General features: G+C 73.3%; 14 protein-coding genes and 1 pseudogene. 7 read left to right on the plus strand and 8 right to left on the minus strand.

The annotated features are described in order from the left end of the window. Window positions 1-7: 7 nt before the first annotated feature. Window positions 8-577 (minus strand): DUF4188 domain-containing protein, encoded by a 570-nt coding sequence (locus IE257_RS10650; RefSeq protein WP_189967103.1) that lies wholly within the window; start codon window positions 575-577, stop codon window positions 8-10. Window positions 578-667: 90 nt separating this feature from the next. On the opposite strand from IE257_RS10650, the pseudogene IE257_RS39640 reads away from it, so the two are divergent. Next, window positions 668-859, plus strand: a pseudogene (locus IE257_RS39640) (MerR family transcriptional regulator); the annotation flags it as partial. Between the two features lie 283 nt (window positions 860-1,142). Here the strand turns inward: IE257_RS39640 and IE257_RS39645 are convergent. The 4 genes from IE257_RS39645 to IE257_RS10670 all read right to left on the minus strand — a co-directional run bounded on the left by IE257_RS39645 (window position 1,143) and on the right by IE257_RS10670 (window position 3,742). Then, window positions 1,143-1,331, minus strand: a complete 189-nt coding sequence (locus tag IE257_RS39645; RefSeq protein ID WP_505383558.1) for a hypothetical protein — start codon at window positions 1,329-1,331, stop codon at window positions 1,143-1,145. A 24-nt stretch (window positions 1,332-1,355) separates the two neighbouring features. Then, window positions 1,356-1,886 carry an excalibur calcium-binding domain-containing protein gene (locus IE257_RS10660; RefSeq protein ID WP_189967107.1) on the minus strand — a complete coding sequence of 177 codons (531 nt, stop codon included), beginning with the start codon at window positions 1,884-1,886 and terminating at the stop codon, window positions 1,356-1,358. Between the two features lie 192 nt (window positions 1,887-2,078). Beyond that, window positions 2,079-3,080: a Rossmann-fold NAD(P)-binding domain-containing protein gene (locus IE257_RS10665; protein WP_189967108.1), complete on the minus strand. Its 1,002-nt coding sequence runs from the start codon at window positions 3,078-3,080 to the stop codon at window positions 2,079-2,081. A gap of 155 nt (window positions 3,081-3,235) precedes the next feature. Further along, window positions 3,236-3,742, minus strand: a complete 507-nt coding sequence (locus IE257_RS10670) for a GNAT family N-acetyltransferase (RefSeq protein ID WP_189967110.1) — start codon at window positions 3,740-3,742, stop codon at window positions 3,236-3,238. A 218-nt stretch (window positions 3,743-3,960) separates the two neighbouring features. On the opposite strand from IE257_RS10670, the gene IE257_RS10675 reads away from it, so the two are divergent. Both IE257_RS10675 and IE257_RS10680 read left to right on the plus strand, forming a co-directional pair. Continuing rightward, complete coding sequence (locus tag IE257_RS10675; RefSeq protein WP_229920249.1) at window positions 3,961-5,367, plus strand: L,D-transpeptidase; 1,407 nt, start codon at window positions 3,961-3,963, stop codon at window positions 5,365-5,367. Window positions 5,368-5,414: 47 nt separating this feature from the next. Continuing rightward, complete coding sequence (locus tag IE257_RS10680) at window positions 5,415-6,116, plus strand: HAD family hydrolase (RefSeq protein ID WP_189967112.1); 702 nt, start codon at window positions 5,415-5,417, stop codon at window positions 6,114-6,116. A 51-nt stretch (window positions 6,117-6,167) separates the two neighbouring features. Here the strand turns inward: IE257_RS10680 and IE257_RS10685 are convergent, their stop codons facing one another. Next, window positions 6,168-7,115, minus strand: a complete 948-nt coding sequence (locus IE257_RS10685) for a DUF2218 domain-containing protein (RefSeq protein WP_189967114.1) — start codon at window positions 7,113-7,115, stop codon at window positions 6,168-6,170. A gap of 120 nt (window positions 7,116-7,235) precedes the next feature. Here IE257_RS10685 and IE257_RS10690 point away from each other — a divergent pair, with 120 nt between their 5' ends. The 3 genes from IE257_RS10690 (at window position 7,236) to IE257_RS10700 (ending at window position 9,640) form a co-directional block, all read left to right on the plus strand. Continuing rightward, window positions 7,236-7,838 carry an ArsR/SmtB family transcription factor gene (locus IE257_RS10690; RefSeq protein ID WP_189967117.1) on the plus strand — a complete coding sequence of 201 codons (603 nt, stop codon included), beginning with the start codon at window positions 7,236-7,238 and terminating at the stop codon, window positions 7,836-7,838. A gap of 64 nt (window positions 7,839-7,902) precedes the next feature. Beyond that, on the plus strand, window positions 7,903-8,739 hold the full coding sequence (locus IE257_RS10695; protein WP_189967119.1) for a class I SAM-dependent methyltransferase: 837 nt from the start codon (window positions 7,903-7,905) through the stop codon (window positions 8,737-8,739). A 106-nt stretch (window positions 8,740-8,845) separates the two neighbouring features. Further along, window positions 8,846-9,640, plus strand: coding sequence for a 3-hydroxybutyrate dehydrogenase (locus IE257_RS10700; protein ID WP_189967121.1), 795 nt, complete (start codon window positions 8,846-8,848; stop codon window positions 9,638-9,640). 31 nt (window positions 9,641-9,671) lie between these two features. On the opposite strand, the gene IE257_RS10705 is transcribed toward IE257_RS10700, so the two are convergent. Continuing rightward, window positions 9,672-9,929, minus strand: coding sequence for a hypothetical protein (locus tag IE257_RS10705; RefSeq protein WP_189967123.1), 258 nt, complete (start codon window positions 9,927-9,929; stop codon window positions 9,672-9,674). Beyond that, window positions 9,916-10,200 carry a DUF6400 family protein gene (locus IE257_RS10710; protein WP_189967125.1) on the minus strand — a complete coding sequence of 95 codons (285 nt, stop codon included), beginning with the start codon at window positions 10,198-10,200 and terminating at the stop codon, window positions 9,916-9,918. Before IE257_RS10710 ends, IE257_RS10705 begins: the two co-directional genes overlap by 14 nt. A 328-nt stretch (window positions 10,201-10,528) precedes the next feature. Between IE257_RS10710 and IE257_RS10715 the strand changes: the two genes are divergently transcribed. Further along, window positions 10,529-11,875, plus strand: coding sequence for a serine hydrolase domain-containing protein (locus IE257_RS10715; RefSeq protein ID WP_372453060.1), 1,347 nt, complete (start codon window positions 10,529-10,531; stop codon window positions 11,873-11,875). Window positions 11,876-11,989: the final 114 nt, after the last annotated feature.

Genomic DNA, 11,989 nt, shown 5'->3' on the forward strand with positions numbered 1-11,989 from the left:
CCCCGGCTCACCGGTCGGCCGCGGCCCCGGCTCCGGCGTCGGCCCCGGCCCGGGCCCCGGTCTCTGCCGAGGCCTCAGCCGCGGGAGGGCGGTGCGCGAAGCGGTCGGCCGCGCGCCGGCCGCGGCTCGCCAGGGGCAGCACCCCGGTCGCCGCCGCCAGCCCGAAGGGCGGCATGTCGAAGTAGATGGCCTCGTAGGAGCCTTCGGGGACGATGTACGACTCGTGCCACAGGCCCACGTGGCGGCGCAGCTTCCCGGCGCGGTCCTTGCGGTTGATGATCGTCCATGCCTTGTGGTGGAGCATGTCCGGAGCCGACGCGTACGCGTGGAGCTTCTCCTTGGACTCCCAGTACTGGACCACGTAGTAGGTACGGGGCGAGGCGGTCAGCAGGACGTGGCCGAGCAGCCCCCGCGTGGGGTGCTTGGCGAGCTCCCGGAGCATGCGGGGCATGGCCAGGACCACCGGCACCCAGTGGTGGACGGCCCAGAAGTGGTTGATGCGCATGCCGATGAGGAGGACGACGACGTCCCCCTCGGCAGCTGCGGTGGTACGGCCCGGTAAGGGTTTCGCGAACACGCCGGCCTCCCGATCGCCTTGTTGGATAGCTCCGCTGTCCAACCGTCACATGATTGGATAGTGGCACTCGCCAACGGAAGGTTCAAGAGAGTGCGGCTCGCAGAACTGAGTGAGCGGAGCGGTGTGGCCATCGCCACGATCAAGTACTACCTGCGCGAAGGGCTGTTGCCGCCCGGCCGCCGCGTCAGCGCGACGACCGCCGACTACGACGAGGGTCATCTGCGCAGGCTGCGGCTGGTGCGCGCGATGATCCAGGTCGGGCAGGTGCCGGTGGCGAACGTCCGGAAGGTGCTCGGGCACGTCGACGACGAGTCCCTGGGCCGGACGATCCGCCTGGGTGCGGCCCTGTGGGCACTGCCCCGGGAGCCCGAACCGGCCGACGGGGACGGCGACGGCGGAGCCGAGGACGAGGCCATGGCCGCCGCACGTGCCGAGGTGGACTCGCTGCTCCGGGCCCTGGGCTGGTCAACCGCCCGAGAGGTGGGCGAACTCTCGCCGGTCCACCGCTCGTTGGTGGCGGCGGTGGCCACACTGATGCGGCTCGGCTATCCGTGGGATGCCGCACTCATGGCCCCGTACGCGCAGCTGATGCACCAAGTGGCGGTGCGGGATCTGGACTTCGTGGAGACCCACCCCTCGGAGGCGGAGCAGGTCGAGACGGCGGTGGCGGCGACCATACTGTTCCGGCCGGTGCTGAACGCGCTGCACCGGCTGGCCCAGGAGGAGGAATCGGCCCGGCGGTACGGACTGGAATGAGCCGCCGCCGGGTTCCGTGACGCTACTCGCAGGCGACGCCGTCGCCGTCGCGGTCCAGGTGGCGGCCGTAACCGGGGTCTCCGCGCCGCACCGGTGCCGCGCCGGCAGCCCTCGCCGCCGCGCAGTTCTTGTAATAGGCGCTGCTGCTGCCGCCCCCGCCGGACGACGGGGAGTCGTCGGGATCCTCGCTCGGGGGGCTGCTTGCCGGTGCCGGGCCGGCTTCCGGCCGGACGGCGGGCGTGGGGGAAGGTGCGGGTGCGGGTGCGGGACCGGTGGCCGGGGCGGTCGGGGAGGGGCTGGGGCTCGGCGAGGCGGCCACCGCGGCCGGGGCGGTGGCCGTCACGGTGACGGTGACCGTCGGTGCGGGCCGCGGCTCGGCGGCCGCGGGCCGGGCCTTGGGGTCCGAGGAGGCGGCGACCAGGACGAAGAACCAGATCGAGGCGAGCGCGACCGTCACGACCCTGCCGGTCCTGCCCCAGCGGGCGAGGAAGGCCAGCGCGGCGCCCACCGGGGGCACGATGACCGTGGCGACGACGACCGCCGGGACGGCCAACGCCGGCTGCCAGCGCGGATTCGGTGGCGCGACCGGGAGGAAGGGCTGCGGAGGTCGGGGAGGCTGCGGAGGGTGTGGTTGCGGGTACACGGGTCTCCTGCCATGGACATGGAAGAGGAGCGGGCGCCCAGTTAAGCGCACCCGCAGGATCCAGCCATGCGGAACAGGGAAATCGAGCCAGCCGATCGTCCGTCAGGATACCGGCGCCTCGCGCAGGGCGGTGAGCAGCTCGCGCTCGCGGGCGCTGCTCAGGCCGGCCCGGCGGGGGCGTTCCAGCCCCTCGGCGCGTTCCCACCGCAGGAGGTCCTCAAGCACCTCGGCGCGCGGACGGTGGCGCAGCCCGGCCGCGCGCGCCGCGGCCCCGCTGCGGGCGGAGAAGCCGGCCCACTCGGGATCCGGCATCCACATGGCCATCGACTCGGGGCCCATGAAGGGCTCGACTCCCTGGTCGAAGAGCCACTGGGGGTCCGCCACCGCCACCGGACCGGTGTGCCCGGCCACCTGCCGGGACAGGCCGACCCATTCGTCGAAGGGGACGACGGGCCCGACGGCGTCGAAGGTCCCGGTGGTGCCGTCCTGCGCGAGGTCCAGCAGCCAGCCCGCCAGATCGCGTACGTCGACAACCTGGGTCGGCAGGCCGGGGGAGCGGGGAACGAGGAGGGGCTGCTCCACCTCCCGGGCGGACCGTGCCACCCAGTACCCCGACCGCCCGCTGCCGTCGCCCGGCCCGCCGATCAGGCCCGCCCGGGCGACGACGAGCCGGTCCGCCGCCGCGGCGCGCGTGGCCTCCTCGCAGGTGACCTTGGCCTCCCCGTACTCCTCCCGCCCCACGTACTGCCCCTGCGCGGGCGCCAGTAGCGCGGCCGACTCGTCGGCGCCGACCACGCTGTGGTCGGCGTACGCGCTGACCGAGGAGACGTAGGTCCAGTGCCGGGCCCGCCCCGCGAGGGCCGCGAGCGCGCCGCGGACGAAGGCCGGCTGCCAGGACACCTCCAGCACGGCGTCCCAGTCGCGGCCGGGGAGCTCCGCGTAGGCGGAGTCGTGGTTCCGGTCCGCCGCAATCAGCCGCGCTCCGGGGACGACCCCGCCGCTCTCGCCGCGCGCCAGGCAGGTCACCGCGTGGCCCCGGTCCAGCGCCTGCCGCGTGATCTCACGCCCCAACCATGCGGTCCCGCCCAGTACAAGAACATCCATGCGGCCACCCCAGCACACCGCGCGCACGTCCGCATGCCCGTTCGCGCTCGGCGGAGAGGCGCTCGGCGGAGAGGTTGCACGCCGCTGCGCGGAGGCGGGACGCGTGGTGTCCGCGGCCGCCCACCACCGGTCGATCACGGTCATGGCATCGGCCGTCACAGGTCCCGGCGCATGCAGGCACGCGGCCACCGGTCCAGGCCGTGTGCCGCCTCGCGGTCGCGGATCTCCCGCAGAGCGGGGGTGAGCCCGGCGTCGTCCAGGACCCGGAAGCCGCAGCGCGCGTAGTACGGGGCGTTCCAAGGGACCTCGGTGAAGGTGGTGAGGGTCAGGGCCGGTACGCCCCCGCGCTCCGCGAACTCCGCCAGGTGCTCCAGCAGGCCCCGGCCGAGCCCGCGGCGCGCCCGGTCCGGATGGACGGACACCTGCTCGACGTGCAGGTTCCCGTCCACCGGCTCGGCGATCAGATAGGCGCCGGGGGTGTCGGCTGCGTCGACCGACACCCAGGCCAGCCCGGCCCGTCGGTAGGCGGCGAGCTCGTCGAGTGTCAGCGGTTCGTCGTCGGCGATCTCGGGCATGCCGATGTCCCGGAAGCAGCGCCCGGCGGCCCTCTCGATGTCCTGGAGGAGGGTCAGTTCGTCCGGCCGTACGGTGCGGATAGCCATGGCCGCATTGTCGCGGGAGCCCCGCCCGAAGGCACCCGAGTATCGGGCACGCGTCCGGTCCCCGCTCGCCGGGGGCGGCTTCTGTGCTCCGTCCGAGTTCTCTTCGGTGCCCGTTCGGCCGCAGCGCCGCAGGCATGATCATCATTTTGGCGCCACGTCGGTTTGATACGGCTATGCCACGAATGCGACGGAGAAGACCGACCAAGGCGTGGGGCGCCGTGGCTGCGGTGACGGGGGCCATGCTGGTCGTCGCCGCAGCGCCGGACCGGGCGCCCGATGCGGACACCTCGGAGGGGACTCTCGCGGGTGCGTCCCGCGAGGCCGCGGTCACCCTGCTGGTCGGGAGGGTGCTGGACGAGGGCCGCGAGTCCGGCGACGGGCCCTGTGCGGTGCGCATGTTCCGGCCCGGGCTGTGCAGCGGCTGGCAGGAGCAGCGGGTGCGGGCCACCGCGCGCGGGATGGGAGCCGTACTGAAGGAACCCGCCCTCGGTGACACGGTGCAGGCCGCGCGCGTGGAGGTGCTCCCGACGGACTCCGGCGGGCCGCTCCAGATCACCGTCGCGGACGCGGGTCGCCTCACGGACGTGACCGTGCGCGACGGGCGCGGCCGCCATCTGGCCGGCGCCCTCGGCCCGGACAACGGGCGCTGGATCAACAGCGAGCCGCTGCGGGCGGGGGAGACCTACACCGTGCGGGTCGGTGCCCAGGACGCGGCGGGCGCCCCGGTCGGTGTGACCATGGCGTTCCGGACCGCGCCGCCCGTCGACGGGGGCAGGCTGACGGTCGAGTTCGGGCCGCGCCCGGGCACCTACGGCGCGGGCGAGATCGTGACGGCCGGCCTCAGCCGCCCGGTGCCCGCCGGTGACCTCCCGGCCCGGGCCCGACTGGAGCGGGCCCTGCAGGTGACCTCGGAGCCCCATGTCGAGGGCGCCTGGCACTGGGTCGACGAATCGACCCTGCACTTCCGTCCGCGTACGTACTGGCCCGCCCACACCGTCGTCCGCGTGCGCAGCGGTCTCGACGGGGTCGAGGTCGGGGACCACGACTACGGCGGCCCCTCCGACGAGGTGCAGTTCACCATCGCGGACCGGATCGAGGCCGTCACCGACTCCGCCACCCACCGGATGACCGTACGCCGCAACGGACGGGTCATCAGGACGATCCCGGTCACCACAGGCAAGGAGGGGTTCAGGACGCGCAGTGGCATCAAGGTCGTGCTGGGCAAGGAGCCCAAGGTGCGGATGCGCGGCGACACCGTCGGCATCAAGCGCGGCACCAGCGAGTTCTACGACCTGCCCGTCTCCTACGCGACCCGCGTGACCTGGAGCGGCGAGTACATCCACGCCGCACCCTGGTCGGTCGAGGCGCAGGGCGAGGAGAACGTCAGCCACGGCTGCACGGGCATGAGCACCGAGGACGCCGCCTGGTTCTTCGAGACGGTCCGCGAGGGCGACATCGTGGAGGTGGTCAACAGCGGCGGGGAGAAGATGGCTCCCTTCGACAACGGTTTCGGCGACTGGAACGTGGACTGGCGGACCTGGCTGGCCGGCAGCGCCCTCGCCAACATCGACGGGAGCCCGGCGAGTTCACCGAGTACCCCGTCCAGGCTGCACCCGACCACCTGACCCGATCACCGGAGCCGACCCGACCGGGCCTGCCCTACGATCACCACATGATCAAAGGAGTGATGTTCGACTTCTCCGGCACGCTGTTGCGCGTCGAGCCGACCGAGGAGTGGCTCGGCGCCGCCCTCGCCGAGACCGGCATCGCGCCGGCGGAGGCGGAGGAGCACGCCGAGACGGTCCGGCGGCTCACCGAGTACGGCGCGCTGCCCGGCGGGCCGTCGCCCCGGCACATCCCCGCGCACCTCGAAGCCCTGTGGGACCAGCGGGACATCAGTGCCGAGCAGCACCGGGCGGCGTACGGCGGGCTGATCCGGGCGGCGGGCATCACGCAGCCGGAGCTGGCGGAGGCCCTCTACACCCGTCACATGGCCCCCGCCGCCTGGCGCCCGTACCCGGACACCGCACCGACCCTGCGCGAACTGCGCCGACGGGGGCTCCCGGTGGCGGTGGTCAGCAACATCGGCTGGGACCTGCGGCCCGTCTTCCGCACGCACGGCCTCGACGACCTGGTCGACGCCTATGTGCTCTCCTTCGAGCTGGGTACCCAGAAGCCCGATCCGGTGATCTTCCGGGCCGCTTGCGAACGGCTCGGCCTCGCCCCCGCCGAGGTGCTGATGGTCGGGGACGACCGGCGCGCGGACGGCGGCGCGCGGGCGCTCGGTTGCCCGGTGCACTTCGTCGACCACCTCCCGGCCGACCGCCGGCCCGCCGGCCTGTCCCCGCTCCTGGACCTGCTCGGCCCGGCGTAGCGCGCGTACCCGCCGGGCGGGGCGGGGCCATACGGGGCGGCGGCCGCCGGGTCAGCGCCGCCGGGCGATGGTGACCCCGTCGCGCACCGGGAGCATCACCGAGTCCACCCGCTCGTCGAGCGTGATCAGTTCGTTCAGGCGGCGCATCGCCAGGTGGTGCTCCTCCTGGTATGCGGGATCGAGGACGCGGCCGCCGAGGAACACGTTGTCCAGCACCACGAGCCCACCGGGTCGCAGTCGGCGCACGATCTCCTCGTAGTACGCGGGGTAGTTGTGCTTGTCGGCGTCGACGAAGGCGATGTCGATGACCGGCTCGTCGTCGAGCGCGCGCAGGGTGTCCAGCGCGGGCGCGATGCGCAGGTCGATCCGGTCGGCGACGCCCGCACGCTCCCAGTGGGGCCGGCCGATCGCGGTCCACTCCTCGCTGACGTCGCAGGCGAGCAGGCGGCCGCCGGCAGCCAGGCCGCGGGCGATGCAGAGGGTCGAGTAGCCGGTGAAGACGCCGACCTCGACCGCGAAGCGGCCACCGGTCAATCGGGTCAGCATCGTGAGCAGGGCGCCCTCGTCGGAGGAGACCTGCATGTGCGCGGCGCCGGCGGTGGCCTCGCGGGTGGCCGCGGCAAGCTCGCCGAGGATGCCGTCCGCCGGTGTGTGGTGGCCGAGCAGGTACTCACCGACGACGGGGTGGACGGCCTCCAGCTCGCCCCCGTCGATCGCGGCGGTCCACTCGACGGTGAGTTCCTCCCGGGTGGCGAAGCGCACCAGATGGCGGGTGATGACGTCCTGGACCCCGGCCAGCGACTCGGCGTCGACCGCGGTGGCGGTCAGCTCCAGCCGGTCCAGGGTGGGAGTGAGGCTGCAGCTCCCGGCGGTGAGCGTGATGACCCCGCGACCGTCCGGGGTGAGAGCGGTGGCGGCCTTCTGGCCCATGTGCGAGACGAGCTGCTTGATGTAGCGGGCGGGGCGGGTGGTGACGACACGAGCTGTGGCGAGGGGCATCGGGCTCCTTGGGTCTCTCGGATCAAGTGACGAGAATCCTCGCCACTTCCTTGAGGGAGGATTCTGGGGTCGGCGGGAGGAAGTTGTCAAAAGCGTTTAGGTTCGTGGACACTTCGGCTCATGGCAGAAGACCAGCCGCCGGCGAACGAAAGCCCCGCGAACGGGAGCAATGTCCATCGGGACGAGCAACTCCACGACGAGCAGGGCCACCTCGTGCTGCGCTCGCCCGAGCAGTTCAAGGCCCTCGGGCACCCGGTGCGCCACCGCATGGTCAACGTGTTGCGCCAGCGCCCGGCGACGCTGCGCCAGCTCGCCGAGGTGCTCGGGATGAGCAAGGGCACCATCGGCTACCACGTGCGCGTGCTGCGCGAGGCGGGCCTGGTCCGGCTGTCCGAGACCCGCCAGGTGCGCGGCGGTACCGAGCAGTACTTCGCCCTGGTCAGCCATGGCTTCAAGCTGCACGAGGATGCGGCGGTCGGGCAGGAGTTCCTGATCAACGCCGCCCTCGGTGAGATGCTGCCCAGCCGGCCCGGCCAGGCCTCCCACACCGCACTGCGCCACCTGTGGCTGACCGACGCCGAGGCGCACGCGCTGGAGGCCCGGCTGCGCGCGATGGCCGCCGAGCCGCATCCGACGGACCTCGCGCACGGCGAGCCGTACGGGCTGCTGGTCAGCCTCTTCCGTGCCGACGTGCCCAACCTGCCGCCGGACGAAGGACCCTGAGCCTGCGGCCCCGGCTCGCCGGGAACACCGATCGGTGCTCGCACGGTGTGCCATCCTCGGGCTCATGACCGCAACCAGGCCCGGCACGGACGACGGACTCGCGCTCAACCGCGCCCTGTGGGACGTGCGCGCCCGCGTCCACGGCTCGACGTCCACCGACCTGTTCTACGACGTCGAGGCGTTCGTCGCCGGACACCAGACCCTGTACGCGCTCGAACGCGAGCTCGTCGGGGACGTGAACGGCCTGGACCTGCTGCACCTCCAATGCCACTTCGGCATGGACACACTGAACTGGGCCCGACTCGGGGCCCGGGTCACCGGCGTCGACTTCTCGCCGACCGCGATCGAACGGGCCCGCCTGCTGGCCGCGCGGACGGGTCTGCCCGCGACCTTCGTCGAGGCCGACACCCAGCGCCTGCCCGCGACCCTGGCCGGCGGCTTCGACGTGGTCGTCGCCACGTACGGGGTGCTGTGCTGGATCGCCGACCCCGGCGCCTGGATGCGCGGCGCGGCGAGGGCCCTGCGGCCCGGCGGAAGCCTGGTCCTGGTGGATCTGCATCCGGCCTGCCAGGCGGTCGCCACCCTTGATCCGCTCGTGGTCGACTGGCCCTACGGCGGGGGCGCGCCCCACCGGGAAACGGTCACCGGCACCTACGCCGATCCGGGGCTGCGCCTGCCGCCCCGGGAATCCGTGCAGTACCCGTACTCGATCGGCGAGATCGTCACCGCGGCCGCGACCGCGGGCCTCACGATCAAGCACCTCGGCGAACACGTCGCCGCCGAGTTCGACCCCCGCGGCATCCTGGTCCAGGGCGACGACGGCCGGTACCGGCTGCCGTTCGGGGACTCCCACCTGCCCGTCCTGTACTCGCTGCGCGCGGTGTCGCCGGACACGCACTGAGGGGGTGCCCGTCCGGGGCCCTGGTGGCGGCCGACACGCCCTGCGGCCCGACTGTGGTGGCCGCGCACATGGGAGCGGCCCACGGCCGTCCCGGATGATTCCGGGCATGACCAGTGGATTCCCTCCCGTGCCCCACGGGACAGCAGCCGCCGCGGGCCTCGACCCGGCGGGCCGTACCGCCCTGGTGACGGGCGCCGGCAGCGGCATCGGGCGGGCCTGCGCCTCGGCGCTCGCCGAGGCCGGAGCCCTCGTACACGTGGTGGACATGGACGCCGCCGCGGCGAAGTCCGTGGCGGCGGCGATCGGCGGGCGGGCGCACGTGGTGGACCTGGCCCGGGCCGAGGCCGTCGGGGAGCTCCCCGCCGACATCGACATCCTGGTCAACAACGCCGGACTCCAGCACGTCGCCCCGCTGACCGAGTTCCCTCCGGACCGCTTCGCACTGATGCAGCGCGTGATGGTCCAGGCGCCGTTCCTGCTGATCCGCCGGACCCTGCCGTACATGTGCGCACGGGGCTGGGGCCGCGTCGTCAACATCTCCAGCGTGCACGGGCTGCGCGCCAGCGCGTTCAAGGCCGGCTACGTGACCGCGAAGCACGGTCTCGAAGGACTGAGCAAGGTGACCGCAGTCGAGGGCGCCCCGCACGGAGTCACCAGCAACTGCGTGAACCCCGGCTACGTCCGCACCCCGCTCGTCGAGCGGCAGGTCGAGGCCCAGGCCGCCGCACACGGCATCGACGCCGGTCAGGTGGTGTCCGAGGTCCTGCTGGGACGCTCCGCGGTCAAGCGGCTGATCGAACCGGAGGAGGTCGCCGCCACCGTGCTGTGGCTGTGCGGCCCGCACACCGGGTACGTCACGGGCGCCTCGATCCCCCTGGACGGCGGCTGGACCGCCGCCTAGGCCGGATCGGCGCGGTGCCGCTCAGAAGCCCTCAGAAGTCGGGCCGGGTGCCCGAGACCCGGTCCCACAGGGAGCGGGTGGCCCCGAAACCGCTCTCGTGCACCCAGACGTGGGTGCACCCGGGGCATTGCAGGTGGAGCAGGCTGCCGGTGTTGGTGAGCAGGTAGCGCCAGTGCGTGGAGCAGGTGCGCCGCTGCTCGCAGGGCTCGCAGCCGCGGGCGTCCGCGCACTTCGGGCAGGCCACCCAGGCGCGGCGCCCGGGATCGGCCTGCGGGTCAAGCGGCAGCACGGCCGTCTCCGCGAGCGGGCAGCACACCGGCCGCGACCAGCTCGTCGTAGACGCGCTGCTGATCGGCGTCGAGCCCGGAGTACAGCAGGTCGTACGCGGCGTCCTCGCCGAGGAGCACCTCGACCGGATCCCAGTCCGGGCCGAGGGCCGCCATCACCTGGGCGCGCCGGAGCACCTCCTGGGAGGTGAGGTCGACGCTGAAATCGACCAGCTCGGACGCGTCGGGGGCACCGGAGGCGTCGGAGGGAGGGGTGGGATCGTGGGGGGCCATGCCATCGAAGTTAGGCAACCCTTCCTTCCCTGGTCAAGGGAGGGTGGGCGGAGTCACAGCGCCGGGCGGGCGACTGCGCGCGCGACTGCGGCCGGGCGGGGCGACGTGACAAATGTAATGGCCTGTCAAGGTGCTCATCGGTCTGGAGGTTGATGCCCGGTTCGTCCTGGCGGACGAGGCCGGACCACGGGGCGGCACGAAAAATGGGAGTGACCAAGATCGCCGGGCCCCACCGGGCCATCGACGAGGAGCCGCCGTGCCCCACACCCGTCCTGCCGACCGACCCGCACCACGACTGCGTCGAGCCGCCTCGGCCACAGCCGTCGCCATAGCCCTGCTCGCGGGCCTCGCCCCGGTCGCGAGCGCCGCGAGTCAGGAGGCGCCGAGCGCCTACGGTCCGGCCGCCGGCCGGCACCTCGACCGGACCCGGCTGCAGACGGGGCTGAACGCGATCCATGAGGCGGGCGTGTACGGCGTCTACTCCGCCGTCCGCGACGGCCGCGAGCGCTTCGACGGCGCCGCCGGCCTCGCCGACGTGTCCACCGGGCGCAAGGTCCGCCCGGACCTCCGGCACCGGGTCGGCAGCGTCACCAAGACGTTCACCGCCGTCGCCGTGCTCCAGCAGTCCGCCAAGGGGCGGGTGGACCTCGACCGGCCGGTCGGCGACTACGTGCCCGAGCTGCTGCCGGGCGAGCGCGGCCGCAAGGTGACCGTACGCATGCTGCTCAACCACACCAGCGGCATCCACGACTACGTCGCCGACGCCTTCCCCTCCCTCCTGAAGGGGACCACGGAGAGCCTGGACGACCACCGGTACCGCACGATCGCGCCCGCCGAGCTGATCGGGTACGGGGTGGCCCGGCCGCAGCTGTTCGAACCCGGCACCGACTGGTCCTACTCCAACACCAACTACGTGCTGCTGGGCGAGGTGCTCCGCAAGGTGACCGGCCAGGACCCGGAGCGGCTGATCACCCAGGACGTGATCCGCCGTGCGGGCCTGCGCGACACCTACTTCCCGGGTACCGACCCGCGCATCCGCGGCGCCCACGCCCGCATGTACGAGAGCTTCTACGGGATCATCGACCCGCCGCGCGACTACAGCGACTACAACATGACCTGGGCCGGTACCGCCGGCGCCCTCGTCTCCACCACGCAGGACCTCAACACCTTCTACCGTGCCCTGCTGGGCGGCGACCTCCTGCCCCGCCGCCAGCTGGACCAGATGCGCACCACCGTCGACGTCAAGGACGAGACGGGGGCCGTGGCCATGCGCTACGGCCTCGGCATCTACACCATGGACACGCCGTGCGGCCCGGCCTGGGGCCACGACGGGGGAGTCTTCGGCGCCGGCACCTGGGCCCTGTCCAGCCCGGACGGCCGCCGCCAGTTCGCCATCGGCTGCAACCTGATGAAGTACCAGCGCATCAACGAGAGCGGCACCGCCTTCGACCCGCACCCGGCCGACGCCGCCCTGAGGGACTACCGCGACCGGTCGCTGTGCGGCACCACCGCGCCGCGGACCCCCGACCCGGCCGGGAAGGACCGCTCCGCCGGCACCCCGCCGGTCCCGGTCCCGGTCCCGGCCCCGTCGGCCGAGGCCGCCCCGGCCGCTCCGCGCGCACTGCCCCCGACCATGCCCGCGCTCCCCGGACCGCTGTCGGGTCCCGTTCGCTGAGCGGGCGGCCAGGTGCGCCGCCGTCCGTCCGCCCGCCCCGGGGGAGCGGACGGACGGACGGCGGCGCTGTTCTTACGGAACCGTGACGTGCGGTCCGGCGAGCCCGTCGCGGGG

Origin of the sequence: Streptomyces avidinii, assembly GCF_014650695.1 — a bacterium.
GTDB lineage: Bacteria > Actinomycetota > Actinomycetes > Streptomycetales > Streptomycetaceae > Streptomyces > Streptomyces avidinii.

Coding starts and splice junctions, on each gene's coding strand:
- IE257_RS10665 (WP_189967108.1), bottom strand. CDS start 3,080: ATGGATGTTCTTGTACTGGGCGGGACCGCATGGTTGGGGCGTGAGATC.
- IE257_RS10680 (WP_189967112.1), top strand. CDS start 5,415: ATGATCAAAGGAGTGATGTTCGACTTCTCCGGCACGCTGTTGCGCGTC.
- IE257_RS10700 (WP_189967121.1), top strand. CDS start 8,846: ATGACCAGTGGATTCCCTCCCGTGCCCCACGGGACAGCAGCCGCCGCG.
- IE257_RS10690 (WP_189967117.1), top strand. CDS start 7,236: ATGGCAGAAGACCAGCCGCCGGCGAACGAAAGCCCCGCGAACGGGAGC.
- IE257_RS10670 (WP_189967110.1), bottom strand. CDS start 3,742: ATGGCTATCCGCACCGTACGGCCGGACGAACTGACCCTCCTCCAGGAC.
- IE257_RS10685 (WP_189967114.1), bottom strand. CDS start 7,115: ATGCCCCTCGCCACAGCTCGTGTCGTCACCACCCGCCCCGCCCGCTAC.
- IE257_RS10710 (WP_189967125.1), bottom strand. CDS start 10,200: ATGGCCCCCCACGATCCCACCCCTCCCTCCGACGCCTCCGGTGCCCCC.
- IE257_RS10695 (WP_189967119.1), top strand. CDS start 7,903: ATGACCGCAACCAGGCCCGGCACGGACGACGGACTCGCGCTCAACCGC.